We start from the raw sequence: 25,392 nt of genomic DNA, 5'->3' as shown, positions 1-25,392 counted from the left end.
GCGCCCGTCAGGCGCCGGCGGCCCGTGCGCGCAGGCCCTCGAGCAGCAGGTCCAGGCCTGCCTGGAACTGCTCGGTGTCGTCGTGGCCGGCGAACTCCTCGACGATGAAGTGCACGAACGGGAACGCCTCCGGGTCGAGGCTGCGCCACTGGTCGGCGAAGCGGGTCATGTACTCCTCCGCGGTCACCCGGCCGTCGAGGACCTCCTGCGGCGCCTGCTGTCCGAGGTCGGCCGCGGTGCCGACGACGAAGCCGATGACGGCCGAGACCGCGTGGAAGCAGTCGCGCGGGCCGAGCCCGAGCCGCATGACCTGCTCGCCGATCCGCTCGAACAGCTGCAGCGCGTGGGGCTGCAGGGTCGTGTCCCGCATGAGGTACGCGCCGAGCCAGTGCCGAGCCACCACCGCCTCGAACAGCGCGACCGCGATCGCCCGCACGTCCTCGACCGGGTCGTCGGCGCGGCCCGCGTACTGCTCCGTCTGGGCGACGACCTCGGCGAGGACCGCGTCGGTCGCGCGGTCGAGGAGCTCGTCCTTGCTCGAGACGTACCAGTAGATGCTGCCGACACCGCCCCCGAGCCGGGCCGCGAGGGCGCGGAAGGTGAGCGACGGCTCCCCCGCCTCGTCGAGCAGCGCTACCGTCTCGCGCACCACGGCCTCGAGCGAGTGCGAGGCGCGCCGCCGCGCACCTCCCGCCCGCGGACCTGCCGCCCGCGGACCTTGCGCCCGTGGAGCAGGGCCCGCCTCGTCCCCCACTGCCCGCCGTGCCATGCCCACCATCCCACCACACCTTGCGCCGTACCGAACGTTGTTCTATCCTACCGAACAGCGTTCGAGAGTCGAACGACGTTCGGTCCCACCGGGAGGTGCCCCATGAGCTCCACCACCGCTCCCCCCGCGGCCGCTCCGGCCGCCAGCAGCACGACCTACGCCTCCCTGCGGGCGGCGTGGATCCCCCTGCTCGCCCTCTGCCTCGCCTTCTTCGTCGAGATGGTCGACAACACGCTGCTGACCATCGCGCTGCCGACGATCGGGCGCGACCTCGGCAGCGGGACGACCGCCTTGCAGTGGGTCACCGGCGCGTACTCGCTGACCTTCGGCGGCCTGCTCCTCACGGCGGGCTCGGCCGCCGACCGGCTCGGTCGCCGGCGGGTGCTGCTCAGCGGCCTCGCGGCGTTCGGCACCATCAGCCTCGCGGTCGTCGTCGTCGAGTCCGCGGGGCAGCTCATCGTCCTGCGCGCTGCGCTCGGCCTCGCTGCCGCGGCGATGGCGCCGGTCACGAACTCGCTGGTGTTCCGCCTGTTCGAGGAGCAGGCCCTGCGCATGAGGGCGATGACGGTGATGATCGTCGTCGGCATGAGCGGCTTCATCCTCGGCCCGCTGCTCGGCGGCACGGCACTCGCGCATGTCCGCTGGGAGTGGCTGCTCGTCGTCAACGCACCGCTGGCGCTGCTCGCCTGGGTCGGTGTCCGGTTCGGCGTCCCCGCCGACCGGCGCGAGGACCTCACCGGCGACCGGCTCGACCTCCCCGGCGCCGTGCTGAGCATCGCGACCATCGGGCTCGCCTGCTACTCCGCCACCAGCGGCGTGCAGCACGGCTGGCTCTCGCTCCCCACGCTGCTCTGCGCCGCCGGCGCCCTCGTCGCCCTCGTGGCGTTCGTCCGCCACGAGCGCGCCACCGAGCAGCCCATGCTCGACCTCGGCGTCTTCACCAGCGGCACCGTGCGCGGCGCCTCGCTCGCCCAGGTCGGGACGTCGATCGCCATGGCCGGGGTGATGTTCGGGCTGATCCTGCACTTCCAGTTCGCCTACGGCTGGAGCCCGGTGCGCGCCGGCCTGGCGAACCTGCCCTTCATCCTCACGATGCTCGCTGCCACTCCGGTCGCCGAGCAGCTCGGCCAGCGCTTCGGCCACCGCGTCGCCTGCCTCGTCGGCGCAGTCCTCCTCGCCGGCGCGCTCGCCGAGCTCGCCTGGGGCGTGGACCACGGCTACGCCGCGGTCGCGGTCGGCATGGTCCTCATGACGGTCGGCCTGCGCATCGTCATGACGATCTGCGCCGTCGCGCTCGTCGACGCCATGCCCGAGAACCGCACCTCGATCGGCGCCGCGCTCAACGACACCGCCCAGGAGGTCGGCACGAGCATCGGCACCGCGGTGGTCGGCACCCTCATCGCCGCGCTGGTCACGGCGAGCCTGCCCGAGGGCCGGTGGGGCAGCGCGCTCGTGGCCTCGTTCTTCCACGGCGAGCGGGTGACGTACGCGACGCTGGCCGTCGTCGTCGGCCTCGTCGCCGGGTGGGGCGCGCTCACCCTCACCGACTCCCGCTCGGTCGAGGACCCGCACTAGCCGGAGCACGGTCGCAACGGCGGGTGGGAGCATCGGACGCGTGCTCGACGACGCGACGACACCCCCGCCCGCCACGCTCGACGACCACGACCACATCACCGGGCCGTTCCTCCACGGCACCAGGGCCGTGCTCGCGCCGGGCGACCTCATCGAGCCCGGGCGACCCTCGCACTTCCGGCCCGGACAGCCCCTGGTGCACGTGTACTTCACGACCCGCCCGGAGACGGCCGCCTGGGGCGCGGAGCTCGCCGCCGGCCTCGCCGCCGCCGGGCTCGCCGGGGAGCAGGACGACGTGACCGGCCGGGTCTACGAGGTGGAGCCGACCGGCCCGTTCGAGGACGACCCGAACGTCACCGACAAGCGGTTCCCCGGGAACCCCACCCGGTCGTACCGGTCCCGCGACCCCCTCCGGGTGGTCGGCGAGGTGCTCGACTGGCCGCGGCACTCGTCCGCCGAGGTCGACGCGATGCTCGCGTCGCTGGCCCGGCTGCGCGGCGAGGGCCGCGACCTGATCATCGACTAGCGAGTGACGACGGACGGGCGGGGCCGGAGCCCCGCCCGTCCAGACCAGCTCAGCTGGGACGACCCGACGTCACGAGGTCGGGAAGTCCTTGCTCTCCACGCTCCAGCCGGGGACCGCGGCCAGCCCCGGGTGCGCCCCGCGGAAGTACGCGTCGGCGCCCTGGTTGCCGTACAGCGCCAGGTCGAGGAACTGCACGATGACCGTCGCCGCCTCGGGCGTGAGCGTCATGTCCCACTGCATCTTGCGGGTGTTGTGCCAGAAGCCCGCGTGCCCGGCGTCCGGGTTGGTGGCGTGGATGGCCGGCACGGTGACGAGCCCGTAGTTCGCGACCGAGTTCTCGTACGCGATGTCGTCCGGCCCGCCGTCGAGGAACAGCACCGGCGAGTGCAGCTTCGCGAGCTCGTCGCGGCCGTAGCCGAACGGCGCGCTCGTCGGGAAGAAGCCGGTGTCCAGGGCGAGGACGGCGTCGACCCGCGGGTCCTCGCCGGCGACGAGGGCCTCGATGCCGCCGCAGGAGTGGCCCGCCACGGCGATGCTCGACGTGTCGACGTGGTGGCGCAGGTCGCTGCCGTGGGCGCGGTCCTGGGCCTGCGCCCAGTCGATCGCCTTGGTCAGCAGCGAGGGGTCGGGGGCGTTGCTCACACCGGCGGGCGCTCCGGCGTAGTAGCCTTCCGAGACGACGAGGAACCCGTGCGAGGCGACGAGCTCGAGCGTGGTGATGTACTCGATGTCGCTGGCGTGGTTGCAGGCGCCGTTGCCGAACACGACGATCGGCAGGTCGTGGCCCACGGCCTTCGGGTCGGCCGGGTAGTAGGCGGTGTACTGCTCGGCCCCGGGCCCGGCCTCCCGCACGACGGGGAAGGTGCGCGAGAGCGAGGACTGCTCGTTCCGCGTCGAGGCGGAGACGTCGGTGCTGCTGCTGGCGACGAGGCCGAGGGCCCCTGCCGCGAGGATGGCCGGGATGACGCGCGAGTAGCGCATGCGTGCTCCTGTGGACGCGGGGGACCGCCCCGGGGTACGTCCCGGGCGGGCATGGGTCGGCTGGTCGGGTCGTCGCCGTCACGGGACCGGACCGCTCTCGCGAATGACGTGTTAACGGTCACACCCTCGCGATGGCCGGGACGTTAGTCCGCAATCCAGACAAGAGTCAAGCAACCGGCGCGGGCCTCGCACTCCCCCTGCGGTGTGACGACGACGACGCCTCCCGCTTGACTTCGAGCGCGCTCGAAGGGGCACGCTCCTGCTGTGACCCAGACGCTGACGCAGACGCCGCCCCAGTCGCTCGACGGCGAGGCGCACCAGCAGACCGCCGCTGGCGAGCAGGACACCGAGCAGGACACCGCGTACGACATCGCGGAGGTCGCGGCGCTCACGGGCCTCACGCCGCACACCCTGCGCTACTACGAGCGCGCGGGCCTGGTGCGCAGCCCGCGCCGGGACGCGACCGGCCGCCGGCGCTACGACGACCGCGACCTCAGCTGGCTGCGCTTCCTCACCCGGCTCCGCTCGACCGGCATGCCCATCCGGGTCGTCCGGGACTACGTCGAGCTGTGCTGGGCCGGCGACGGCAACGAGGCCGAGCGCCTGGAGATCCTCGAGGCCCACCGCGACGTACTGCGCGAGCGGCTCGCGCAGGCCCAGCACGACCTCGAGCACATCGACCTCAAGATCGCCCTCTACCGGAAGGCACTCCCATGACCACCACCCGCACGCTCGGCACCGGTGCCGCCGCCCTCGAGGTCTCCCAGCAGGGCCTCGGCTGCATGGGCATGAGCGAGTTCTACGGCGCCCGCGACGACAGCGAGTCGCTCGCCACGATCGGCCGAGCGCTCGACCTCGGTGTCACGTTCCTCGACACGGCCGACATGTACGGGCCGTTCATCAACGAGCAGCTCGTGGGCCGGGCGATCGCCGACCGGCGCGACGAGGTCGTGCTGGCGACGAAGTTCGGCAACGTGCGTGGCCCGAACGGCGAGCGGCTCGGCATCGACGGGAGCCCCGACTACGTGCGCAAGGCGTGCGACGCCTCCCTGCAGCGGCTCGGCGTCGACCACATCGACCTCTACTACCAGCACCGCGTCGATCCGAAGACCCCGATCGAGGACACCGTCGGCGCGATGGCCGAGCTCGTCCAGGCCGGCAAGGTGCGCTTCCTCGGGCTCTCCGAGGCGTCGCCCGCGACCATCCGCCGGGCGTACGCCGTGCACCCGATCACCGCGCTGCAGACGGAGTACTCCCTCTGGACGCGGGACCCGGAGACCGACGGCGCGCTCGACACGGTGCGCGAGCTCGGCATCGGCTGGGTCGCCTACAGCCCGCTCGGCCGCGGCTTCCTCACCGGCCAGATCACCTCGCCGGAGGACTTCGACGCCGACGACTTCCGCCGGCACAACCCGCGCTTCCAGGGCGAGAACTTCACGAAGAACCTCGACATGGTCGCCCGTGTGCGGGAGATCAGCGAGGAGAAGGGGTGCACGCCCGGGCAGCTGGCGCTCGCCTGGGTGATGGCGCAGTCGACGGAGCGGACCGCGGTCGTGCCGATCCCGGGCACGCGGCGCATCCCGCACCTCGAGGACAACGCCGGCGCCAACGACGTGGTGCTCGACGACAAGGACCTCGCGCGGCTCGACGAGGTCGCGCCGGTCGGCGCGACGCAGGGCGAGCGCTACCCGGACATGTCCTCGATCGACCGCTGAACCCAGCCCGGGGCACGGGCGCTCAGTCGTGCGACGAGTGCTCGTGCTCCCGGTGCCCGGCCGGCTCCACCTGGAACGTGCAGTGCCCCACGTCGAAGTGGCCGCCGAGGCACTCGCCCAGCGCGTCGAGCACGCCGCCGCTGCCGCAGGTGAGCCGGTCGTCCTCGACGACGACGTGCGCGGAGAGGACCGGGACTCCCGAGGTGATGGTCCAGGCGTGCAGGTCGTGCACGTCGACGACGCCGGGGATCCGCAGCATGTGGTCGCGGACGTGCCCGAGGTCGACGCCCCGCGGCGTGGCTTCGAGCAGGACGTCCGCGGCCTCCCGCAGCAGCGCCAGCGCCCGCGGGACGATCATCGCGCCGACCAGGAGGGCCGCGACGCCGTCCGCGCGCCGCCACCCGGTGGCCAGCACCACCGCACCGGCGACGACGACGGCGAGCGCGCCGAGCAGGTCGCCCAGCACCTCGAGGTAGGCCCCGCGCAGGTTCAGGCTCTCCCGCGAGCCCTCGCGGAGGAGCAGCAGCGAGGCGCCGTTCGCCGCCGCACCCACCGCGGCGACGACGAGCATGGGGGCGGCGTCCACGTGCCCCGGGTGCAGGACCTGCCGCACGCCGCTGACGAGGACGTACGCCGAGACCAGCACGAGCAGCACGCCGTTCGCGAGCGCGGCGAGGATCTCGGCGCGCTGCCAGCCGAAGGTGCGCTGCGAGGTCGCCGGACGCCCGGCGTACGCGGTGGCGAGCAGCGAGAGCCCGATCCCGGCGGCGTCGGAGAGCAGGTGCCCGGCGTCGGCGACGAGGGCGACCGAGCCGGTGACGAGGGCGCCGACCGCCTCCAGCACGACGACCGCGGCGGTGATGGCGAGCGTCGTCCAGAGCCGCCCGCGGTGCCGCTGCCCGGCCGTCGCGTGGGAGTGGTTGTGGCTGTGGGAGTGGCCCTGCCCCACCGCACCTCCCCGCGTCGTCCGGCCCTCCAGCGTACGGGCCGGCAGGTCGCCGGGCCCTCCGCAGGACGAGCCCGGCAGACGAGGAGGCCCGCCCCGGCGAGCGGGACGGGCCTCTCAGCAGTGCCGAGCGTGAGGCAGCCCTCAGCCCGCGGCGGCCTGCTCCAGCACCTGCGGCGTGACGGCGCCGGCGAGCACGCGGCCGTCCTCGAGCACGAGCACGTCGACGAGCGCGGTCTCGATGAGCTTGCCCGAGCCGTACGAGCCGGAGACCTCCGTGCCGACGGGCAGCTTGGCGACCGCGTCCTTCGCCTCCTTGGCCGAGCCGTCGCCCGCCTTGACCTGCAGCACGGACGTCCATCCGGTCCCGAGCACGTCGAACCCGCTGCGGTCGCCCGGCGCCGCCTCGCGTCCCACTCCGGCGAGCGCCTTGCGCCCCTCGTCGGCCTTCGAGCCGTCCCCGACCTCAGCCGGGCCGGTCTCGACGACCTTGGTGCCGCTCGGGGCCTGGAAGGCGAAGACCGAATCGTCGGGCTTGTCGAAGCTCACCGAGCTGAAGCTGACCTCGAACGCGGCCTCCGTCGCCTGGGTGCTGAACACCTGCACGCGCAGCGGCACGCTGGTGTCACTGTCGACGGCGAGCCGCACCTGGCGGACGAGCGAGCCGCTCTGCTTGGGCTTGAGCACGAGCTCGTACGCCGAGCGCCCGGCGACCTTGGCCGTGCCGTCGACGGTGACGTCGGTCGTGGGGCTGATCGCGGCGAGCGCCTGGTCGGCCACCGCGCTCGGCGTCACGGACGCGGCGGCGGAGGAGAGCGCGTCGTCGGTGTCCGCGGGCAGCGTCGCGTGCTGGGCGGTCGTGCTGCTGCTCGTCCAGAACCACGCGTCGCGCCCGTCGCGCACCGCGTCGGTCTCCGTGGAGCCGGCGGTGAGCGAGACGCGCGCCTTCGTCGGCCCGGCGTACCAGACCTGGGCGTTGTGCGAGCCGGTGAGCAGCTCGACCAGCGAGCCGACCGTCGCGCTGCCGGAGGTGCCGGCCGCGGCGCTCGATGCCGCCTGCGGCACGAGCGAGGAGAGCCCGGGGACCTGCGGGAGCCCGAGCCGGGAGGTCTGGACGATGCGGCCGGAGAACGGCGTCGAGCCGCTGTGCTGCACGCTCTCGAGCAGCTGGGCGGGCGTCCGGCTCGGGAGGGACGGGCTGGCCCCGGCCACCACCGGGATGACGGCCAGGCCGGCGGCGAGGGCGGTGCCGACCACGGCCGGGACGCCCCACTTGACCGACTTCGGGATGGTGCTCACGAGACTCGCTCCCCACGTCCTTGGTGCCTGTCTTGCTGATGTCGTCCACTGTGCGCGACGGCTGCTGTGGGGAGGCTGAGGGTCGCTGAAGACCAGCCGCCGGGCCCGCCTCAGCAGATCCACAGCCGGACTGCGGGAGGCTGCTGCCCATGCGGGTACTGGTCGTGGAGGACGAGGCGCGGATGGCGCTGGCCCTGCAGCGCGGGCTGCGCGCGGAGGGCTTCGCCGTGGACGTGGCGGGCGACGGGCTCGACGGGCTGCACGCCGCCCGTGAGGGCGGCTACGACGCCGTGGTCCTCGACGTCATGCTGCCCCGGCTCTCGGGCTACCGCGTCTGCCAGGCGCTGCGCGCCGAGGGCAACTGGGTGCCGGTGCTCATGCTCTCCGCGAAGGACGGCGAGTACGACCAGGCCGACGGCCTCGACATCGGCGCCGACGACTACCTGACGAAGCCGTTCTCGTTCGTCGTGCTCGTCGCCCGGCTGCGCGCGCTGCTGCGCCGTGGTGCCCCCGAGCGACCGGCCGAGCTGCGCGCCGGCGACCTGGTGCTCGACCCCAGCCGGCGCATCGTCACGCGCGGCGAGACGGAGGTCGCGCTGACCCCGCGGGAGTTCGCCCTGCTCGAGTACCTCCTGCGGGAGAAGGACTCCGTCGTCAGCAAGAGCGAGATCCTGGCGCACGTGTGGGACACGTACTACGAGGGCGACCCCAACGTCGTCGAGGTCTACATCGGCTACCTGCGCAAGAAGATCGACGCGCCGTTCGGCCGCCGCACCATCGAGACCGTGCGCGGCGTGGGCTACCGGCTCCACGGCGACGGCGGCGTGCGATGAGCATGCCCCGGCTGCGCGACGTCGGGCTGCGCGTCCGCATCACGGCGATCGCGACCGGCGTCGTGGCCGCCGGTCTGGTCGTCATGGCGGTGGCGCTGGTCGCCGCGATGGACCAGTCGCTGCTCAAGGGGCTCGAGGACAGCGGGCGCGAGCGGGCGCGCGACGTCGCCACGCTGGTCGAGGAGGACCGGCTGCCGGACCCGGTCCCGCTCGGGGTGGGCACCGCCGTCGTGCAGGTGCTCGACGGGCAGGGCCGCGTCTCCGCCGCCTCGCTCGGGGGTGACCGCGTGGTCCCGCTCGTGGCGCCGCGTGACGTCGCGTACCTGCGTCACGGCGGCTCGGTCGAGCTCGCCGCCTCGCGCGTCGGCCTCTCCTCCGACATGCGCCTCGTCGGGGCGCCCGCGGGCAGCGGCACCGTGCTCGTCGCGGTCTCCGCCGCGGAGGCGCGCTCGAGCGTGCGGCTGGTGACCGTCTCGCTGGTCGTCCTCGTGCCGCTGCTGCTGGTGGCGTTCGCGCTGCTGTGCTGGTTCGTCGTCGGGTCGGCACTGCGCCCCGTCGAGGACCTCCGCGCCGGCGCGGAGGCGCTGACCGGGGGTACGCGGATGGGCCGGCTTCCCGTCCCCGCGGGCCGAGACGAGGTGCAGCGCCTCGCGATGACGCTCAACCGGATGATCGACCGGCTCGAGCAGGCCTCCCTGCGGCAGCGGGCCTTCGTCGCCGACGCCGCCCACGAGCTGCGCAGCCCGCTGGCCTCCATGCGCACCCAGGTCGAGGTGACCCGGGCGCACCCCAGCTCCGCCGACTGGGACGAGACCGCGGAGGGCGTGCTCGAGGACGTCGGGCGGCTCACGCGCCTCGTCGACGACCTGCTGCTGCTCGCGCGGGTCGACGCAGCGCCCGCCGCCAGCACGACGCGGCCGGTGACCGACGTCGCCGCCGTCGTCGCCGCGGTCGTGGGCACGACCGGCGGGCGCGTGCGCGTCGGCTGCTCGGTCGACGGCGACACCCGCGTGCGCGCCGAGCCCGACGCGCTGCGCCGCGTCGTGCAGAACCTCGTCGACAACGCCGTGCGCCACGCGACCTCGGCCGTCGACGTGCGCGCCGGGCGCGACGGCGGCTCCGTCGTGCTCGAGGTCACGGACGACGGTCCGGGCGTCCCCGAGGAGGACCGGGAGCGGGTCTTCGAGCGCTTCGCCCGGCTCGACGACGCCCGCAGCCGCGACGCGGGAGGTACGGGCCTGGGCCTCGCCATCGTCCGGGACCTCGTCACCGCCGGGGGCGGGAGCGTGGCGTTCGAGGCGGCGTCGACCGCGGTGGTGCGGCTGCCGGCGGCCGACGTGCTGGTGCACCCGTCCGTCGATGCATGAGGGCGGCTCCCGTCGGGAGCCGCCCTCAGCTGCGGTGGCGGTGGGATTTGAACCCACGGAGGAGTTGCCCCCTCACACGCTTTCGAGGCGTGCTCCTTTGGCCGCTCGGACACGCCACCGGGAGGAACGATACCGGCTCAGGGCACCTCGTGCGTACCTCCCCGGTGGGTGGCGAAGAACGCCCGGAGCAGCGCGCCGCACTCGTCCTCCAGCACCCCGCCGACCACCTCGGTGCGCGTCGGGAGCCGGCGGTCGCGCACGACGTCCCACAGCGAGCCGACCGCTCCGGCCTTGGGGTCCCACGCGCCGAACACGAGGCGCTGCACGCGGGACAGCGAGACGGCACCCGCGCACATGACGCAGGGCTCGAGCGTGACGACGAGCGTGCAGCCCTCGAGCCGCCAGGCCCCGAGCGCCTCCGCGGCCCGGCGCAGGGCGAGCACCTCCGCGTGCGCGGTCGGGTCGCCGGCGGCCTCGCGCTCGTTGTGGCCGGCCGCGACCACCTGTCCTGCCGCGTCGACCACGACCGCGCCGACGGGAACGTCACCCGCGTGCAGCGCCCGCTCGGCCTCCTCGAGCGCGAGCCGCATCCAGGGGGCGTAGCGCTCGGCAGGGGGCACGCCCGCCAGTGTGCCGCGACGGCTACCTCATCGCGTCGAGGACCTCGCCGAAGCCCGCCTTCTCCGCGACCTCGCTGACCGCGTCGGAGACGTCCGGCCCGTCCTCGCCGGCGAGCTCGAGCAGCAGCTCCGCGGGCACGCCCTGGTCGGCGAGCACCTCGGCGTCGCCAGCCGGCTCCTCCGGCTCGTCCTCGGCGAGCTCCGGGTCGAAGCCGAGGACCTCCGCGTAGGCCGAGGAGGCCGCGCCACGCGCGTGCGACACGAAGACCCGCGGGTCGTCCCCGTCGTCGGCTCGGACGAGCGCGAACCACTCGTCCTCGTGCTCGAGCAGGAGCAGCGCGACCGTGTCGTCACGGCTGCCGCGGCGCATGGCGACCGCGAGCGCGTCGAGGTCGCGGTGCCCGTCCGCGTCGATCTCGCGCGGCTGCCACGGGCCGCCGTCACGGGACAGCAGGGCGGCGAAGTACGACACGTCGACCTCCTCGGGAGCTCCTCAGCCGGTGCTTCCCCGTCCCGCGCGGCGGAACCACCCCGCTCAGTACGCGGGGGAGCCCACCCGCAGCACCTGGCGCAGCTGAGCCCCGAAGCCGAGCCGGCTCGCCATCTCGAGGCAGGCCTCGTCCGGGTAGAGCTCGTCGTCGCACAGGTCCTCGACCTCGCCGGCGCCGAGCCCGAGGTCGGCCAGCAGCCCGAGGTCGCCGACGACCTGCGGCTCGTCGTCGTCGGGCACGGGCTCGCCGAGCGCGTCGAGGACCTCGCGGGCGATCGGCCACTCGCTGGCGGCGGTCGCGTCGGAGAGCACCAGCCGCACGTCGGGGCCCACCCGGCGGGCCACCACCCAGAAGTCGTCGTCGACGGCCACGAACGCGAGCGGGGCGCCGTCCGGAGGGCGCTGCAGCAGAGCGGAGACCAGCGCGGCGAGGTCCTCCGCGGCACGGCCCGGGAGCGGGGAGACGTGCCAGACGCCGTCCTCGCGGTAGGCCGCCACGGCGAAGTCGCCCGGAGCGGACTCCCAGGGGGCGAAGGTCGAGCCCCCGTCGCCGATGGCCGTCATCTCGACCTCCCGCGTCCTCGACGGTGGTGGCGTGCTGCAGCAGTGTGACACCCGTCACCCCTCCGGCGCGAGGGCGCCGGACCAGGGGCTGAGACGATCAGATGGGCCGGCTGAACGTCCGCATGTACGCCATCGTCCGCAACCGCTGCAGGTGCGTGCGCCGCGGCGTCACCCGACCGCGGAGCTCGCGCCCCTCGGCGATCTCGCGGAGCAGCTGCGCGCGCCGCCGCAGCCGCTCGCGGTCCTGCTCCCGGGTGCTCGTCTGCGTCATGCCGTACCCCTCCCGCTCGGTCCCCGTCGCAGGTGCGCTTACCCACGTCCGCGCGCGAGCACGCCGTGGCGCAGGTCGCACGCGTGGCGGCGGGGGGTCGACGGCCTCGCGACACGAGCCGAGGGGAGCAGGACCGCGCGGGCCGGAGCGCACGCGCTCCCCGGGACGACCCTCTGCTCCCGCCGGTGCGTGTCGACCCGTACGGCGCTGCACCACGCGGAGCAACCCGCAGCGACAGCGACGACGATCGCTCCCCCTCGCCGCAGGTTGCTCCCTGTCGTGGCGCCCTGGGTCCACCAGCGCGGCGACACGCGCCGAGGGGAGCAGGACCGCGCTGGGCGGAGCGCACGTGCTCCCCCAGACGACCCTCTGCCCCCGCCGGTGCGTGTCGACCCGTACGCCGCGGAGCCGTAGGCCGTGCTACCAGCAGCGGCTCGGCCGCCCGGAGCAGTCCCGCCGCCCTGGGAGCGGCCGATACGGTTCGGGCATGCGCACGCACGTCGTCGACCACCCGCTCGTCGCCCACAAGCTCACGGTGCTGCGCGACGAGGGCACCGACTCGCCGACCTTCCGCCGGCTGGCGGACGAGCTCGTCACCCTGCTCGCGTACGAGGCCACCCGCGACGTGCGGGTCGAGCCCATGGACATCCGCACCCCGGTGACGACGACGACCGGTGTGCGGCTGAGCTCGCCGAAGCCGCTCGTCGTCCCGATCCTGCGTGCGGGGCTCGGCATGCTCGACGGGATGACCCGGCTGCTACCGACGGCCGAGGTGGGCTTCCTCGGCATGGTGCGCGACGAGGGCACGCTGCTCGCCTCGACGTACGCGACGCGGCTGCCCGACGACCTCGCAGGGCGCCAGTGCTACGTCCTGGACCCGATGCTCGCGACCGGTGGCACGCTCGCCGCGGCTGTCCGCCTGCTCGCCGACCGCGGAGCCGGCCCCGTCACCTGCATCGCCCTGCTCGCCGCACCCGAGGGCATCACGCGCATGCAGCACGAGCTCGACGGCATCACCGGCCGCGACGGCTCGCCCCTCGACGTCCGCGTCGTGGTCGCCGCGCTCGACGAGCGGCTCAACGAGCAGGGCTACATCGTCCCGGGGCTCGGGGACGCGGGCGACCGGCTGTACGGCACGGTCTCCTAGCGCCAGCGGGGGACGGGCGCGAGCACCAGCGCGACCCCAGCGACGGCGAGCGCGGCGCCGAGCCCCAGGGCAGCGGGCAGGGGGAGCGGGCTCGAGGTGCACCTCGCCGTCCAGTAGCCCGCGAGGACGACGAGGACGACTCCGCTACCGCGACGGGAGCGCTCGGCCGCGCGCGCGAGCCGCGGATGCTCCCCCGGGTGCGCGTACGGGCCAGGATGCCGCGCCCGTGACCGGTGTGCCGTCACCTCGGCGCGTCGGGCCAGCCGTGCTCGCTTCCCGAGGGGACCCCACCGGATGCTGGTGAAGTAGTTGAAGGCCCACTGCAGGCCCACGGCCGACGCGATCAACGCGCCGAGGTCGACGTCCCGCACTGCTCGCACCCCCCGATCGCCGCTGCTGCCTGGTGGACGTGCTTCCCCCCAGCGCAACCGGGTAGGCGACCCGCATGGACCGCAACCCCGTCGACCGGACGATCCGCGCCACGCCCGCCGCCGTGTGGGCGGTGCTCGCGGACGGCTGGGCCTACGCGAACTGGGTCGTGGGCGCCTCGGCGATCCGCGACGTCGACGCGACCTGGCCCTCCCCCGGGTCCCGCATCCACCACAGCGTCGGGTCCTGGCCGCTGCTGCTGTCGGACACGACCTCGGTGAAGCGCTCCGAGCCCGAGGCGCTGCTCGAGCTGCAGGCCCGCGGCTGGCCGCTCGGGGAGGCGACGGTGGAGGTCCGCCTGGAGCCCGTGCCCGAGGGCACCCGCGTGACGATCCTCGAGGACGTGAGCGAGGGCCCCGGCAGGTTCCTGCCCGCGCCGCTGCGGACGGCGTCCATCGTGCCCCGCAATCGCGAGTCGCTCCGCCGCCTCGCGCTGGTCGCGGAGAACCGGCGCCGCTGACTCAACTGCTGGCGAGCCCGCCGGTGAGGTAGCGGGTCGCGGCGAGGAAGCCCTTGGCGGCGACGCTCCCCAGGCGGGAGTCGCGCAGCAGCGCGGCCCGTGCCGCGTTCCAGCCCGGCGCACCGTGCACGCCACCGCCCGGGTGCGCGCTCGCGCTGGCGAGGAAGAGGCCCTCGACGGGCGTCTCCGGCCTGCCGAGCCCGGGCGTGGGGCGCAGGACGAGCAGCTGGCTCGGGTTCGAGCTCCCCGCGTTGACCGCCCCCATGTCGAGGCTCGCGTCGTGGCCCTGGAGGTCGCGCGGGCGCTGCACGCCCCGGTCCAGGACGAGGTCGCGGAAGCCGGGGGCGTACTCCTCGAGGGTGTCCTCCATGCGCTCGACGTGCCGGTCCAGCGCGGCGTCGTCCAGCGGGTGCCGCCGGGGCAGGTGGGTGTAGCTCCAGGTGGACTCCGTGCCGACGGGCGAGCGCGTGGGGTCGGCCGTGGTCGTCTGGCCGAAGAGCATGAACGGCCGCTGCGGGATGCGCCCGGTCTTGAGGTCGGCGCTGTAGTCGGTGAGGTCGGCCATGTCGACGCCGACGTGGACGGTGCCGGCGCCGCGGCAGCCCTCCGCCTTCCACGGGACGGGGCCCGAGAGCGCCCAGTTGACCTTGAGGGTGGCGTCGTCCCACTCGAAGGAGTCGAGGTCGCGGCAGAAGCGCGGGCTGAGGTGCTCGCGCCCGACGAGGCGCTCGTAGAGCATCGGGGCTGACACGTCCGCGAGGACCGCCTTGCGGGCGCGGATCTCCCCGCCGCCCTCGAGCACGACGCCGGTGGCCCGGCCGCCGGCCATCGTGACCCGCGCGACCGGGGACGACGTGCGCACCTGGCCGCCCGCGCGCTCGAGCCGCGAGACCATCGCGCCGACCAACCGGCCGGACCCGCCCTCGGGGACCGGGAAGCCCACGTCCTGGCCGAGCATGCAGAGCAGCCAGCCGAACAGCGCCGAGCCCGCTCCGTCCGGGGACAGGTCGCTGTGCATGGCGTTGCCGGCGAACAGCAGGGGTGCGCCCTCGCCGCGGAACTGCTGGCGCCCGTACGACGTCACGGGAGTGAGCGCGAACCGCACGAAGCGCAGCGTCTGCACAGCGCCGAGCCGGCGGAGGATCCCGAGCGCACCGCCGACCGGCGGGATCGGGGTGAACAGCGCGCTCAGCAGCGGGTCGCGGATGCGCTGCCACTCCGCGAAGACCTCGCGCCACGCAGCGCCGTCCCCCGGGGCGAACGACTCCACGGACGCGGCGGTCGCGTCGAGGTCCCGGCTGAGCACCGCCGCGCGACCGTCGCGCAGCGGGTGCGCGACGACGCTCGGCGCGTGCCTCCAGCGCAGCCCGTGCTCCTCCAGGCGCAGCGACCGGATCGCCGGGGAGGCGGCGGACAGCGGGTAGAACGAGCTGTAGAGGTCGGTGACGAAGCCCGGCCGGACCACCTCGCCGCTGCGCACGGCCCCGCCCACCTCCGGCTGCGCCTCGAGGACGACGACGTCCCAGCCGGCGTCGGCCAGCCGGTTGGCCGCCACCAGGCCGTTGTGGCCTCCTCCGACGACGACCGCGTCCACCACCTCAGGCACGCCGTCCCCCTTCCTCCCGCTCGTCGCTGCTGGCATGCCCCCGGGAGCCGCCGGGTACGCAGAGGGCAGGCCCGCCGGGCCGCGCACCCCGCGACCAGAGCAGCAGGAGGGCCAGCACGTGACGCAGCCGACCGTGATCGAGAGGGCGCGCCAGCACAAGCACGCGTACGCCGGCGACGAGGACCGCCCCCTGGGCACTTACACCGCGCTGGTCGGCCTCTACGCCGCCCTCGGGCTCGGCACGCTGACGACGCTGGCCCGCAGGCGGGAGCGGCTGGCCCCGGGCGACATCGCCCTGCTCTCCGTCGCGACGTTCAAGGCCTCGCGCGTGCTGACCAAGGGCACGGTGACCTCGCCGCTGCGCGCGCCGTTCACCCGCTTCGCGGGGACGTCGGGCCCCAGCGAGCTGCACGAGGAGATGCGCGTCGACGGACCGCGCCGGGCGATCGGCGAGCTCCTCACCTGCCCGTTCTGCCTCAGCCAGTGGATCGCGACCTCGCTGGCGGCGGGGTTCTTCGTCGCGCCGCGCCAGACCCGCGCCGTCACCTCGGTGCTGACGGCCGTCGCGGGCGCCGACTTCCTCCAGCTGTTGTACGCCCAGGCCGAGCAGGCGGCGGAGGGATGAGCGGCGTGCGCGCGCTGCGGGAGGTCGAGCAGGCGTACTCGCCGGACGAGGACCGTCCGCTGGGGTCGTTCCTCGCCCTGATGGGGACCTACGCCGCGGCCGTCGTCGCCGGTGGTGCGGTGGTCCGCGCGTCCGGGCGCGAGCTGCCCGAGCGGATCTCGGCGGCCGACCTGGCGCTGGTCTCGGTGGCGACGCACAAGCTCTCGCGGCTGATCACCAAGGACCCGGTGACGAGCCCCCTGCGGGCGCCGTTCACCCGCTTCCACGGGGCGGAGGCACCGGCCGAGCTCGACGAGGAGGTCGTGGGCACGGGTCCCCGGCACGCCATCGGCGAGCTCGTGACCTGCCCGTTCTGCGTCGGCCAGTGGGTGGCGACCGGCTTCGCCTTCGGGCTCGTGCTCGCCCCGCGGGCCACGCGGATGGCCGCCGGCGTGCTGACCGCGGTGACGGCGGCGGACGCGCTGCAGCTGGCGTACTCGGCCGGCGAGCAGGCCGTCGAGGGCTGAGCCACCGGCCCGGCCCGGCGTCCACAGCGGACGGCTGCGTCGGGGCGTGCGGTCGTCCACAGCGGCTCCCCGCACTGGGGACCCGGTCGCCGCCGCTGCCTAGCGTCCTCGGCATGGACCCGTCCGCCGCGCTCGCCGCCGACCTGCACGCGCTCGCGCGCCGCCTCGGCTCCGCCGCGGAGGATGCCCGGACCGAGCACGCGCGGTTGCGCTCCGCCCTGGCCGGGACGCGCTGGGTCTCGCTCGCTGCGGGGGAGTTCGCGGCGAGCGCCGAGCAGCACCTCGCGACCCTGCCGGCGGCCGCGCAGGTGCTCGACGACGCGGCGACCGCCCTGCACCAGCACGCGGCCCGGGCGGGAGCGGTCCTCGCGGGCGCTGAGCACACCGCCTCCGCGCTGGCTCCGGGCCACGTGGTCCGGGACGTGCGCCGAGCGCTCGGCCGGCTGGGGCTCGGGTGACCCGCTGGCAGCTCGCGGGCGGCGCCGGCGGCGTGACCGCCCGCCACGACGACATGCTCGCGCTGGCCCGCTGCTACGACGCCTGCGCCGAGGCGCTGCTCCGCCTGCTCGCGATCGTGCTCCGGGTCGCCGCTTCCCCCGTCCTGGAGGCCTCGCTCGCGCTCGACCCGATCGCGGCGCACCGGGTCGGCGGCCCCCTCGCCGGGGCGGGCGAGCACTGCGGCTCGGCGGCGGCGGGGGCCGAGGGGCTGGCGGCGGAGCTGCGCCTCGCGGTCGAGGCGCAGGTCGCGGCGGACCGGGCCGCGACCGCGCTGCTGCAGCAGGTCGAGGACGAGGTGGGCCGGCTGGCGGTGGCGGCCTCACCACTGCTCGTCGCCGGGGCGGTGCTGGCGCACGGGGACCTGGACCACCTCGGAGCCGAGCACGTCCGCCTCGCGGGCCTGCTCGCCGGCGGACTGGGCGGTGCCGCCGGCGCGGCGCTCGCCGGACCGCCAGTCCCCCTCGCCGTCCCGCTCCCCGTCTCGTCGGCCGTCCCCGCGCTGCCGTGGTCGACGGCGGTGCGGCTCGCCGGGCTGCTGGTCCCCGACTCGCCGGGCGACGGGGCCGCGCTGCCCCTGCCGGGTCCTGGTCCTGGTCCTGGGGGCGACGCGGCGGACGGTGCCGGTGCCGCTCCCCCGCGGACGCCGGGCGACCTGCTGCGCGGGGTCGCGCGCCGCGACGCCGACGGCAGTGTCGGGGTGGTCCGCGTCCACGGTCGCGACGGAGTGGATCGCTGGGTGGTCGAGCTGCCGGGCACGGCGAGCTGGTCGCCCCGCCCCGGCAGCGACCCGCGTGACCTCGCGGGGGACCTGGCGCTCGTCGGCGGCGGCACCAGCGCGTACGCGGCGGCCGTGGTCGCCGCCCTCGACCAGGCCGGGGTGCCGGCGGGCGCGCCCCTGCTGCTCGCCGGCCACAGCCTGGGCGGGCTCGCGGCGGTCGCCCTCGCCTCCGACCCCGCCGTCCGCGCCCGATGGTCGGTCCGGTGCGTGATCACCGCCGGGTCGCCGCTGGGCCGCCGCAGTGCGCCGCCAGGGGTGGAGGTGCTCGCCGTGGAGGACCGCGAGGACCTGGTGCCGGCGCTCGACGGGCGGGCCAACCGGGACTCCCCGGGTCTGGTCACCGCGACCTTCGGGCGGCAGACCGGGAGCGTGGTCGGCAACCACGACCTCGCGGCGTACGCGCGTGCCGCGGACGCGCTGCCCACCGACGCCCCCGTGCTCGCCCGCTGGCGTGCGGCGGCCGCCGGCTTCCTCGACGGCGAGCGGGCGGACACCTCGCGGTGGCGGCCGGTCCGGAGGGCGGCGTGAGGACGGCTGCTCCCTGCTCCCGCTCTCCCAGGTCCCGCGCAGGGACCGCACGTAGGCTGCGCTCCCGTGATCGCCACGCTGCTCGACCGCCGGGCGCTGCGCACCGAGGTGCTGCTCGTCCTGGGCGTCTCGCTCGGGCTGTCCGGGATCTGGGCGCTGGTCGACTTCCTCGGGGACCTCACGACGCCGGGCGGGCTGGCCGCGCAGTCGGCCCACCTCAACAGCTCGCGCGCGCCGGGTCGGCCCTGGCTGGACCTCAGCAAGCAGCTGGTCGCGGTCCTGGGTGCACTGGTGCCCGCGTTCCTCGCCCTGCACCTGCTGCGCCAGACCGGCGACGAGCGCCGGTCCGTCGGCCTGGACGGGCGGCGACCGTGGTTCGACCTGCGGCTCGGAGCGCTGCTCGCGGCGACGATCGGCGGCAGCGGCCTCGCGCTCTACCTCACCGCCCGCGGGCTCGGCGCCAACCTCACCGTGGTGCCGACGACGCTGCCGGCCGTGTGGTGGCGGATCCCCGTGCTGCTGCTCTCCGCCGCGGAGAACGCCTTCCTCGAGGAGGTCGTCGTCGTCGGCTACCTGCTGCGGCGGCTGGACCAGCTGGGCTGGTCCTGGCGGGCGACCCTCGTCGCCAGCGCGCTGCTGCGCGGGTCCTACCACCTCTACCAGGGCATCGGGGGCTTCGCGGGCAACGTCGTGATGGGCGTCGTCTTCGTGCTGGTCTACCGCCGGTGGGGGCGCGTGATGCCGCTGTTCCTCGCGCACACGCTGATCGACAGCGTCGCCTTCGTCGGCTACGCCCTGCTCGCCGGCAAGGTGGGCTGGCTCCCCACGGGCTGAGCAGCGCGGCCCGGTCCCGCCGCGACGGTGGGGAGGCGCTAGTAGCGCCCGGCCGCCCAGGCGATGCCGCCCAGCACGTGCCCGAGGAACGCCTCGTCCGCCCAGGCCTCGTCGCCGTGCCCGAGCGCGGTGAACCACGAGCGCCCGCTGCCGAGCTCGCGCTGCCAGGCCTGCGGGTGGGGCGCCGGCATCGCGTGGTCCCCCGCGTCGATGCTGGCGCCGTCGACGCTGAGCAGCAGGTGCAGGTCCGGGCGGACCTGGGTGAACGCGTACCACTCGTCCACGAAGCCCCAGCGGGCCGGCAGGTGCGCGGTGGACGGGTGGGCGGCATCCTCGACCACGACCGTCCCCGGCTGCACGCCCTCGGGGTGGCCGGCGAAACGGGCGCCGAGCAGCTCGCCGTACCACGGCCAACCGGCCTCGGTGACGGCAGCGCAGTGGACACCGACGAAGCCCCCGCCACCGAGCACGTGGGCCTGCAGCGCCTCGCGGGCCGCGTCGTCGAGGCAGTCGCCGGAGGTGGAGACGAAGGCGACGACCTCGAACTCCCCGCTGCGCGCGACGTCGCCCGGGTCCTCGCTCGCGACGACCTCGAGCTCGGGACGCGCCTGCAGCGCGGCCACCGCGGCGGGGATCGAGTCGTGCCGGTAGTCCGTGGTGCGCGTGAAGACGAGGGTGCGGACCGGGTCGCTCATGCGCCCATCCTCCGTGTCGCCGCTGCCAGCGGGTCCGGGGGGTCTACGGTGCGCACACGGCCCTGCGGGCCGAGCCACTCTCCCGGGAGGCAGCATGGCCGTCCAGACCGACCCCCGCGGGGGGTCCGCCCGCACCACGGGGCTCGAGGTCCGCTCCATCGACTACGTGCCGCTCTCGGAGCGCCACGGCGAGGTCTGGAGCCAGGGCCCGCTGTGGTTCATGAGCAACGCGCAGATCGCGACCCTCGTCGTGGGGGTGGTCTCGACCGAGCTCGGCGGCAACCTGCTCTGGTCGCTGATCGCGGTCATCGCCGGGTCGCTCGTCGGCACGCTGTTCATGGCGTTCCACTCGGCGCAGGGCCCGCAGCTCGGGCTGCCGCAGATGATCCAGTCCCGCCCGCAGTTCGGCTACGTCGGCGCGCTGCTGGTGTGGGCGTTCGCCTACCTGCAGTACGCCGGGTTCAACATCTTCAACACCATCCTCGCCGGCCAGGGGCTGCACGCGACGGTGCACGGGCCCACCCGGCTCTGGATCGTCGTCGCGAGCGTGGTCGCCGTCCTCGTCGCCCTCGTCGGCTACGACCTCATCCACCGCACGGAGCGCTACCTCGCATTCGGGTTCCTGCTGTTCTTCGGCATCCTCACGGTGGTCGTCCTCACGCTGCACTACCCGGCCGGCTCCTTCGACCTGGGCGCGTTCAAGGTGACGCCGTTCCTTGCGCAGTTCGGCGTGGTCGCGGGCTACCAGATCAGCTGGGCCATCTACGTCTCGGACTACTCGCGCTACCTGCCGCCGGACGTCACCGTGCGCAAGACCTTCTACTGGACCTACGGCGGCTCGGCGCTCGGCGCGATCTGGATCATGTGCCTCGGGGCGGCGCTGGCGACGTGGTGGGGCGAGTCGCACGACGCGTTCGACACCATCGAGTCGCTCCACCACAGCGGCAACCACTTCTTCGGCGGCTACGGCCTGCTGGTCGTCCTCTTCTCCACGCTCGGGCTGATCGCGGTCACCGCGCTCAACATGTACGGCGGCTCGCTCACGCTGATCTCGGCGACGGACTCGCTGAAGCCGGTGCGGCCGACCCTGCGCATCCGCGTCGTCATGGTGCTCTTCACCGCGGCCCTGTCGCTGGTGCCCGCGCTCGCCCTGCTCAACAGCAACAAGTTCCAGGACTACTTCAACTTCTTCCTGCTGCTGGTGCTCTACCTGTTCATCCCGTGGACCGCGGTCAACCTCGTCGACTACTACGTCGTGCGCCGCGGCCACTACGCCGTCGCCGAGATCTTCAACCCCAACGGCATCTACGGGCGCTGGGGCTGGCGGGGCATCGGCGCGTACCTCGCCGGCTTCGTCGCCATGACGCCGTTCTTCAGCACCACCCACTACACCGGCTGGGTGGCCCACCAGCTCGACGGTGCGGACATCTCGCTGTTCGTCGGGCTGCCCGTGGCCGGGATCCTCTACTGGGTGCTGAGCCGCAGCATCGACGTCGACTCGGAGCGCCGCGTCGCGGAGGCCGAGGCCGTGCAGCTCGAGGAGGGGGCGCTCCACCACGAGACGCGGGGCTAGCCGGGGCGCGTCCCCTCGACGTCGTCGAGGGTCGCGCCGAGCAGGTCCAGCGCGGGGCGCAGCTTGACGAGGGTCTCCTCCCACTCCGCCGCGGGGTCCGAGAGCGCGACGACGGCACCGCCCACGCCGTACGTCGTGGTGCCTCCCGCGACCACGACCGTGCGGATGACGATGCTGAGGTCGACCGCGCCGGACAGCGAGAACGAGCCGACGGCACCGGCGTAGACCCCGCGCGGGCCCTGCTCGAGCTCGTCGAGCAGGGCCATCGTGCGCTCCTTCGGCGCCCCCGTCATGGACCCGCCGGGGAAGGCCGCGCGCACGCAGGCGACCGGGTGGACCCCGTCGCGAAGCTGTGCGGTGACGGTGCTGACGAGCTGGTGGGCCATCGGCCAGGTCTCGACGCGGAACAGGTCGTCGGCGCGGACGCTCCCCAGCCCGGCGGTGCGGCCGAGGTCGTGGCGGACGAGGTCGACGACCATGAGGTTCTCGGCGCGGTCCTTCTCCGCCGTCGCGAGGCCGCGGGCGAGCGCCGCGTCCGCCTCCGGGTCCGCTCCCCGCGGACGCGTCCCCTTCACCGGGCGGGACTCGACGCGCCCGGTCCGGTCGATGCGGAGGAAGCGCTCGGGCGACGCGCTGAGGACGGCGACGCCACCGGCCGTGAGGTACGCGCCGGCGGGCGACGGGTTGGACCGGCGCAGCCACCGGTAGCCCTCCCACGGGTCCAGCTGCGCGTCGCTGACGAGCTCGTTGGTCAGGCACGCCTCGTAGGTCTCCCCCGCCCGGATCTCCTGCTGGCAGCGCTCGACGAGCGCGACGTACGCCGCCCGCCCGTGCCGCAGCGCGTGCCGGGCGGGCCGTCCCCCCGGCCCGCGCACGACCGGTCGCCGCGGCTCGGGCACGGCCCGGCCGGCCAGACCGCGGACTACGGACTCGGTCGCCTGCAGCCACTCCTCGGCCTCGTCGACGGTCTGGTCGTCGGAGAGCGCGAGCAGCCACGGCGTACGCCCCTCGAGCACGACGGCCCGGTCGGCGAAGACGAGCACGGCATCGGGGAGGGCCGGGCGGTGCCGGCTGCGGAGGGCGTCCGAGCCCAGGCCGTAGCCCAGGTAGCCGACCCACCCGAGGGCGAAGTCGGACGGCAGGGCGGGGAGCTCGACGTCGAGCCCGGCGAGGTCCGCCTCCAGCCACGCGAGGGGGTCCGGCTGAGCGAGCACCCGGCCGTCCACGGTGACCGTGCCCGCGTGGACGTCGACGGTGGCGACCCTGCCGAGCGGGCCGGACGGGGCGCCCACCACCGCCGCCCGGCCGGGCGGACCGTCCGGGAGGTCCGGGTCGCGGCTGTCCAGCCAGAACGCGCCCGGCTCCCCGCGGAAGAGCGCGTCGAACACCACCTCGGCGCTGCACGCCACGTCCACGCGACGGGCGTGGACGCGCAGGCGGCGTACCCGGGCGGGGGTGTCGGCGGGAGCGCGCAGCTCGACGCGCGGCGCGGGCAGCGGAGGCACCAGCTGCAGGACGTTCTCGAGCAGCAGGGCGCCGTGCTCCGAGCACACGCTCTCGGGGTGGAACTGCACGCCCCAGCGCGGGAGCGAGACGTGCTGCAGCGCCATGAGGACGCCGTCCTCGCTCCAGGCCAGCGGCTCGAGCTCCGGGGGCAGGTCGGTCACCGCGAGCGAGTGGTAGCGCGTGACCGTGAAGCCGTCGGGGACCCCCGCGAAGAGCCCTGTGCCCGGCGAGCTGACCCGGGAGAGCCGGCCGTGCCGCGGCTCGGGAGCGAGGGCGACCGTGGCGCCGTGGGCGTACGCGATGGCCTGGTGCCCGAGGCAGACCCCGAGCACGGGCACCTCGGGCTGCGCGAGGACGGCGCGGCAGTGGCCGACGTCGCTCGCCCGTTGGGGGCGGCCGGGGCCGGGCGACAGGACGACCGCGTCGAAGCCCCGCGCCAGGGCGGGGTCCCAGGACGGGTCGTCGTTGGCGACGACCACGGGCTCCCGACCGGTCACCCCGGCCAGCAGGTGGACGAGGTTCCAGGTGAAGGAGTCGTGGTTGTCCACGACCAGCGTGCGACGCCCGGCGGCAGGACGGGTCGGCTCGCTCACCGCCCGATCCTCCCGCAGGCGACTACCGGACGGCCGACTCCAGGTCGGGGTGGACCGCGAAGACCTGGTCGAGCCCGGTCAGCTTGAGCAGCCGGGTGGTGAGCGGCGTGGCGACCACGAGGCGGAACTGCCCGCCGGTCGTGCTGGCCCGCTTGTGCGCGGCCACGAGGACGCCGAGCGCCGTCGAGTCGAGGAAGGAGACCGCGCTGAGGTCGAGCACCACGCGGGAGCCCTCCTCGCGCAGGGCCTCCAGGAGGCGCTCGCGGAGCGCAGGCGCCGTCAGCGCGTCGATCTCGCCGCTGACCGAGAGGACCGGCCAGCCCGCGACGGTGCTGGTCGTGGTGGTGAGGGGGGCGGCTTCGGACGGGATGCCGGACAAGCGCTGCTCCAGGGTGGGGGACGGCGGGCGCACGCCTGCCGCTCCGACAGCGTAAGCGGCTCAGTTGTCGGACGACAACTCGGGATCCTGGGGCGCGGGCGTGGACGCGCCGGCGGCGTGCCAATCGACGCAGAGGACGACCGCGTCGTCCTCGAGCTCACGGCCACCGCGGTGGCGCTCGAGGTCGCGCGCGACGTGGCGGACCGCCTCCGGAGCCGCGAGCAGGCGGGTGCCGCGGGCGGCCGACTCCATGCCCGCCCGACCGAAGGAGCTGGACCCGGGCCCGTCCAGGGCGTCGAGGGCGCCGTCGCTGACGATGAAGAGCCGGTCGCCCGGCCGCACGTCGACCGGCTGCGGGCGGTAGATGGACTCCTCGAACATCCCCAGCGGGAGCTGCTCGTCGAGCTCCAGCCAGGTCGCCGCGCCATCTCGGACGCGCAGCAGCCGCGGTGATCCGGCGTCGACGACCGACGCCGTGCCTGCCGCGAGGTCGAGCTCGACGAGCAGGGCGGAGACGTAGTGCTGGCCGCCGTAGTGGGCGTAGAGCGCCTGGTCCGCCAGCGCCGCCCGGTCCGGCAGCGGGAGCCCCGCCCGCCGGGCGTTGCGCACGGCCGTGACCGCGATGGTGCTGACGAGCGAGGCGGGGACACCGCGGCCCGTGCCGTTGTAGGCCGACACCGCGAACGTGCCGGGCTGACGCACCCAGTCGTACGCGTCGCCCGAGACCGCGTACGCCGGCTCGAGGTAGCCCGCGACCGTCACCTCGTCGTCGCGGTAGGAGCGCCCGGGCAGCAGCGACCACTGCAGCTCCGCGGCGAGCGTCAGCTCGGTGCGCCGGCGCGGGCGGTCGTAGACGTCGGTCGCCTGGCTCGCGAGCAGCAGCGCGGTCGCCAGGTGCTCAGCGACCTCGGCCAGCTGGCGCAGGCTGGGGCCGCCGGGCGACGCCGTGCGCAGCGCGAGGACGCCCAGCCGGTCGCCGCGGCTGACCACCGGCGCCCACAGGCGGTCACCCTCAGCGTGCGCGCGTCCGCTGGCGAAGACCCGCCCCTCGACCGAGCCCTCGACGGGCAGCTCGTGCGTGCCGTCCGGGAACGAGCGCAGCAGCCCCTGCCCGTAGTCCCCCAGCCAGAGCACGACGTCGGCGTCCGGCGCGTGGGTGCGCAGCGCCTCGACGAGCGCGTCCACCACTCCCGGCGCCCGGGCCGCGGCCATGGCCGCGACGACCCGTGCGACGAGGGCGTCCTCGTCTGTCATGGACGCCTCCTCCGTGGGTAGACCCCGC

The 25,392-nt window shown here is 74.9% G+C and carries 28 protein-coding genes and 1 tRNA gene; 14 read left to right on the top strand and 15 right to left on the bottom strand.

Annotation, left to right across the window (positions count from 1 at the left end):
• Positions 1 to 7 precede the first annotated feature (7 nt).
• Positions 8 to 649 carry a TetR/AcrR family transcriptional regulator gene (locus EV189_RS05005; protein ID WP_231116067.1) on the bottom strand — a complete coding sequence of 214 codons (642 nt, stop codon included), beginning with the start codon at positions 647 to 649 and terminating at the stop codon, positions 8 to 10.
• 222 nt (positions 650 to 871) lie between these two features.
• Between EV189_RS05005 and EV189_RS05000 the strand changes: the two genes are divergently transcribed.
• Together EV189_RS05000 and arr are read left to right on the top strand one after the other, a co-directional pair.
• Entirely contained in the window at positions 872 to 2,344 is a 1,473-nt protein-coding gene (locus EV189_RS05000) for an MFS transporter (protein WP_130491787.1), read from the top strand.
• Positions 2,345 to 2,438: 94 nt separating this feature from the next.
• A complete protein-coding gene (arr, locus tag EV189_RS04995) occupies positions 2,439 to 2,867 on the top strand; it encodes an NAD(+)--rifampin ADP-ribosyltransferase (RefSeq protein ID WP_407938112.1) in 429 nt (142 codons plus the stop codon).
• Between the two features lie 69 nt (positions 2,868 to 2,936).
• Here arr and EV189_RS04990 read toward each other — a convergent pair whose 3' ends face one another.
• Positions 2,937 to 3,848, bottom strand: a complete 912-nt coding sequence (locus EV189_RS04990; RefSeq protein WP_130491785.1) for an alpha/beta hydrolase family protein — start codon at positions 3,846 to 3,848, stop codon at positions 2,937 to 2,939.
• A 264-nt stretch (positions 3,849 to 4,112) separates the two neighbouring features.
• On the opposite strand from EV189_RS04990, the gene EV189_RS04985 reads away from it, so the two are divergent.
• Both EV189_RS04985 and EV189_RS04980 read left to right on the top strand, forming a co-directional pair.
• Positions 4,113 to 4,565 (top strand): MerR family transcriptional regulator, encoded by a 453-nt coding sequence (locus EV189_RS04985; protein WP_231116066.1) that lies wholly within the window; start codon positions 4,113 to 4,115, stop codon positions 4,563 to 4,565.
• Positions 4,562 to 5,563: an aldo/keto reductase gene (locus tag EV189_RS04980; RefSeq protein WP_130491784.1), complete on the top strand. Its 1,002-nt coding sequence runs from the start codon at positions 4,562 to 4,564 to the stop codon at positions 5,561 to 5,563. Before EV189_RS04985 ends, EV189_RS04980 begins: the two co-directional genes overlap by 4 nt.
• Positions 5,564 to 5,585: 22 nt before the next feature.
• Here EV189_RS04980 and EV189_RS04975 read toward each other — a convergent pair whose 3' ends face one another.
• Both EV189_RS04975 and EV189_RS04970 read right to left on the bottom strand, forming a co-directional pair.
• The gene (locus EV189_RS04975) at positions 5,586 to 6,512 is read right to left on the bottom strand and encodes a cation diffusion facilitator family transporter (RefSeq protein ID WP_130491783.1); all 927 of its coding nucleotides are present in this window, start codon (positions 6,510 to 6,512) and stop codon (positions 5,586 to 5,588) included.
• 141 nt (positions 6,513 to 6,653) lie between these two features.
• The gene (locus tag EV189_RS04970; protein WP_130491782.1) at positions 6,654 to 7,808 is read right to left on the bottom strand and encodes a LolA family protein; all 1,155 of its coding nucleotides are present in this window, start codon (positions 7,806 to 7,808) and stop codon (positions 6,654 to 6,656) included.
• Positions 7,809 to 7,957: 149 nt separating this feature from the next.
• On the opposite strand from EV189_RS04970, the gene EV189_RS04965 reads away from it, so the two are divergent.
• Together EV189_RS04965 and EV189_RS04960 are read left to right on the top strand one after the other, a co-directional pair.
• A complete protein-coding gene (locus tag EV189_RS04965; RefSeq protein ID WP_130491781.1) occupies positions 7,958 to 8,641 on the top strand; it encodes a response regulator transcription factor in 684 nt (227 codons plus the stop codon).
• Positions 8,638 to 10,008 carry a sensor histidine kinase gene (locus EV189_RS04960; RefSeq protein ID WP_231116065.1) on the top strand — a complete coding sequence of 457 codons (1,371 nt, stop codon included), beginning with the start codon at positions 8,638 to 8,640 and terminating at the stop codon, positions 10,006 to 10,008. The genes EV189_RS04965 and EV189_RS04960 overlap by 4 nt, the downstream gene beginning before the upstream one ends.
• A gap of 32 nt (positions 10,009 to 10,040) precedes the next feature.
• Here EV189_RS04960 and EV189_RS04955 read toward each other — a convergent pair.
• From EV189_RS04955 to EV189_RS20055, 5 genes are all read right to left on the bottom strand, one after another.
• Positions 10,041 to 10,127 (bottom strand) — tRNA-Ser (locus tag EV189_RS04955).
• 18 nt (positions 10,128 to 10,145) lie between these two features.
• On the bottom strand, positions 10,146 to 10,598 hold the full coding sequence (gene tadA / locus EV189_RS04950; protein ID WP_130491960.1) for a tRNA adenosine(34) deaminase TadA: 453 nt from the start codon (positions 10,596 to 10,598) through the stop codon (positions 10,146 to 10,148).
• Positions 10,599 to 10,650: 52 nt separating this feature from the next.
• The gene (locus EV189_RS04945) at positions 10,651 to 11,100 is read right to left on the bottom strand and encodes a tRNA adenosine deaminase-associated protein (RefSeq protein ID WP_130491780.1); all 450 of its coding nucleotides are present in this window, start codon (positions 11,098 to 11,100) and stop codon (positions 10,651 to 10,653) included.
• A gap of 63 nt (positions 11,101 to 11,163) precedes the next feature.
• The gene (locus EV189_RS04940) at positions 11,164 to 11,682 is read right to left on the bottom strand and encodes a tRNA adenosine deaminase-associated protein (protein WP_130491779.1); all 519 of its coding nucleotides are present in this window, start codon (positions 11,680 to 11,682) and stop codon (positions 11,164 to 11,166) included.
• 97 nt (positions 11,683 to 11,779) lie between these two features.
• The gene (locus EV189_RS20055; protein ID WP_165400136.1) at positions 11,780 to 11,953 is read right to left on the bottom strand and encodes a hypothetical protein; all 174 of its coding nucleotides are present in this window, start codon (positions 11,951 to 11,953) and stop codon (positions 11,780 to 11,782) included.
• A gap of 487 nt (positions 11,954 to 12,440) precedes the next feature.
• On the opposite strand from EV189_RS20055, the gene upp reads away from it, so the two are divergent.
• Positions 12,441 to 13,100, top strand: coding sequence for a uracil phosphoribosyltransferase (gene upp / locus EV189_RS04935; RefSeq protein WP_130491778.1), 660 nt, complete (start codon positions 12,441 to 12,443; stop codon positions 13,098 to 13,100).
• Here upp and EV189_RS04930 read toward each other — a convergent pair.
• Positions 13,097 to 13,480 carry a hypothetical protein gene (locus EV189_RS04930; RefSeq protein ID WP_130491777.1) on the bottom strand — a complete coding sequence of 128 codons (384 nt, stop codon included), beginning with the start codon at positions 13,478 to 13,480 and terminating at the stop codon, positions 13,097 to 13,099. The two genes, upp and EV189_RS04930, sit on opposite strands and share 4 nt — an antisense overlap.
• Positions 13,481 to 13,545: 65 nt before the next feature.
• Here EV189_RS04930 and EV189_RS04925 point away from each other — a divergent pair, with 65 nt between their 5' ends.
• The gene (locus EV189_RS04925) at positions 13,546 to 13,989 is read left to right on the top strand and encodes an SRPBCC family protein (RefSeq protein WP_130491776.1); all 444 of its coding nucleotides are present in this window, start codon (positions 13,546 to 13,548) and stop codon (positions 13,987 to 13,989) included.
• Between the two features lies 1 nt (position 13,990).
• Here EV189_RS04925 and EV189_RS04920 read toward each other — a convergent pair whose 3' ends face one another.
• Positions 13,991 to 15,631, bottom strand: a complete 1,641-nt coding sequence (locus EV189_RS04920; protein WP_130491775.1) for a phytoene desaturase family protein — start codon at positions 15,629 to 15,631, stop codon at positions 13,991 to 13,993.
• An 82-nt stretch (positions 15,632 to 15,713) separates the two neighbouring features.
• Here EV189_RS04920 and EV189_RS04915 point away from each other — a divergent pair, with 82 nt between their 5' ends.
• From EV189_RS04915 to EV189_RS04895, 5 genes are all read left to right on the top strand, one after another.
• A complete protein-coding gene (locus tag EV189_RS04915) occupies positions 15,714 to 16,220 on the top strand; it encodes a DUF1360 domain-containing protein (RefSeq protein ID WP_231116063.1) in 507 nt (168 codons plus the stop codon).
• Positions 16,217 to 16,726 carry a DUF1360 domain-containing protein gene (locus tag EV189_RS04910; protein ID WP_130491773.1) on the top strand — a complete coding sequence of 170 codons (510 nt, stop codon included), beginning with the start codon at positions 16,217 to 16,219 and terminating at the stop codon, positions 16,724 to 16,726. The genes EV189_RS04915 and EV189_RS04910 overlap by 4 nt, the downstream gene beginning before the upstream one ends.
• 113 nt (positions 16,727 to 16,839) lie before the next feature.
• Positions 16,840 to 17,184 carry a hypothetical protein gene (locus EV189_RS04905; protein WP_130491772.1) on the top strand — a complete coding sequence of 115 codons (345 nt, stop codon included), beginning with the start codon at positions 16,840 to 16,842 and terminating at the stop codon, positions 17,182 to 17,184.
• Entirely contained in the window at positions 17,181 to 18,530 is a 1,350-nt protein-coding gene (locus tag EV189_RS04900) for a hypothetical protein (RefSeq protein ID WP_130491771.1), read from the top strand. The genes EV189_RS04905 and EV189_RS04900 overlap by 4 nt, the downstream gene beginning before the upstream one ends.
• Positions 18,531 to 18,596: 66 nt before the next feature.
• A complete protein-coding gene (locus EV189_RS04895) occupies positions 18,597 to 19,364 on the top strand; it encodes a CPBP family intramembrane glutamic endopeptidase (RefSeq protein WP_130491770.1) in 768 nt (255 codons plus the stop codon).
• Positions 19,365 to 19,402: 38 nt separating this feature from the next.
• Here the strand turns inward: EV189_RS04895 and EV189_RS04890 are convergent, their stop codons facing one another.
• Positions 19,403 to 20,059: a ThuA domain-containing protein gene (locus tag EV189_RS04890; protein ID WP_130491769.1), complete on the bottom strand. Its 657-nt coding sequence runs from the start codon at positions 20,057 to 20,059 to the stop codon at positions 19,403 to 19,405.
• A 94-nt stretch (positions 20,060 to 20,153) separates the two neighbouring features.
• Between EV189_RS04890 and EV189_RS04885 the strand changes: the two genes are divergently transcribed.
• Complete coding sequence (locus tag EV189_RS04885) at positions 20,154 to 21,632, top strand: purine-cytosine permease family protein (protein WP_130491768.1); 1,479 nt, start codon at positions 20,154 to 20,156, stop codon at positions 21,630 to 21,632.
• Here the strand turns inward: EV189_RS04885 and pabB are convergent.
• Genes pabB through EV189_RS04870 form a run of 3 tightly spaced genes read right to left on the bottom strand, consistent with a single transcriptional unit; the run spans position 21,629 to position 25,364 of the window.
• Entirely contained in the window at positions 21,629 to 23,731 is a 2,103-nt protein-coding gene (gene pabB / locus EV189_RS04880; RefSeq protein ID WP_130491767.1) for an aminodeoxychorismate synthase component I, read from the bottom strand. The two genes, EV189_RS04885 and pabB, sit on opposite strands and share 4 nt — an antisense overlap.
• Before the next feature lie 22 nt (positions 23,732 to 23,753).
• A complete protein-coding gene (locus EV189_RS04875; RefSeq protein WP_231116062.1) occupies positions 23,754 to 24,110 on the bottom strand; it encodes an STAS domain-containing protein in 357 nt (118 codons plus the stop codon).
• A 60-nt stretch (positions 24,111 to 24,170) separates the two neighbouring features.
• The gene (locus EV189_RS04870) at positions 24,171 to 25,364 is read right to left on the bottom strand and encodes a PP2C family protein-serine/threonine phosphatase (RefSeq protein WP_130491766.1); all 1,194 of its coding nucleotides are present in this window, start codon (positions 25,362 to 25,364) and stop codon (positions 24,171 to 24,173) included.
• Between the last annotated feature and the right edge of the window lie 28 nt (positions 25,365 to 25,392).

Origin of the sequence: Motilibacter rhizosphaerae (assembly GCF_004216915.1) — a bacterium.
GTDB classification, from domain to species: Bacteria; Actinomycetota; Actinomycetes; order Motilibacterales; family Motilibacteraceae; genus Motilibacter; species Motilibacter rhizosphaerae.
Note: the sequence above shows the minus strand (reverse complement) of the source record. Positions and strands in the feature narration are given on the sequence as shown.